We start from the raw sequence: 521 nt of genomic DNA, 5'->3' as shown, positions 1-521 counted from the left end.
AGCTCAGAAGCTCGACGTTACACATATCGAAATGGACAAATTGTTTTGGAAAGCGGGCTGGCAAGAAAGCACCGACCATGAGTTTTTCAGCAACTTAAAAACGGCCCTCACGCAAAGCGAATGGGTTTTGGATGGAAACTATTCTCGAACTGAAAGCATAAAGTGGCAAGACGTCGACACGATAATTTGGTTGGACTATTCAAGAACGGTGACGTTTTACCGAGCGACCAAACGTGCACTCACTCGTATTTACACAAAGCAAGAGGTGTGGGAAGGGACTGGTAACAGAGAAAGTCTGTATCGACTGTTTACAAAAGACTCCATCGTATTATGGTCTATTAAAAACTACGCAAACCGACGACGAAAATATCTTCAACTGAAACGTGAATTGAGCGGCTCACCCATTCAATTTGTTCATTTGACTAACCCGAAAAAAGCACAAGCTTATCTCGAAAAACTATAAAATAAGTAAAAGCTAAGAGAAAACAAATAGATGGAAATTATTTTTGTGCGACATGGCG

The 521-nt window shown here is 41.1% G+C and carries 1 protein-coding gene; it reads left to right on the top strand.

Annotation, left to right across the window (positions count from 1 at the left end; genetic code table 11):
* Positions 1–463: adenylate kinase (locus R7093_RS28005; protein WP_318147381.1), on the top strand; the 463-nt coding region annotated here is incomplete at its 5' end.
* Between the last annotated feature and the right edge of the window lie 58 nt (positions 464–521).

The organism is Vibrio sp. 1580, assembly GCF_033340055.1.
The sequence above is the reverse complement of the archived record's forward strand: the minus strand, read 5'-3'. Positions and strand labels throughout refer to the sequence as shown.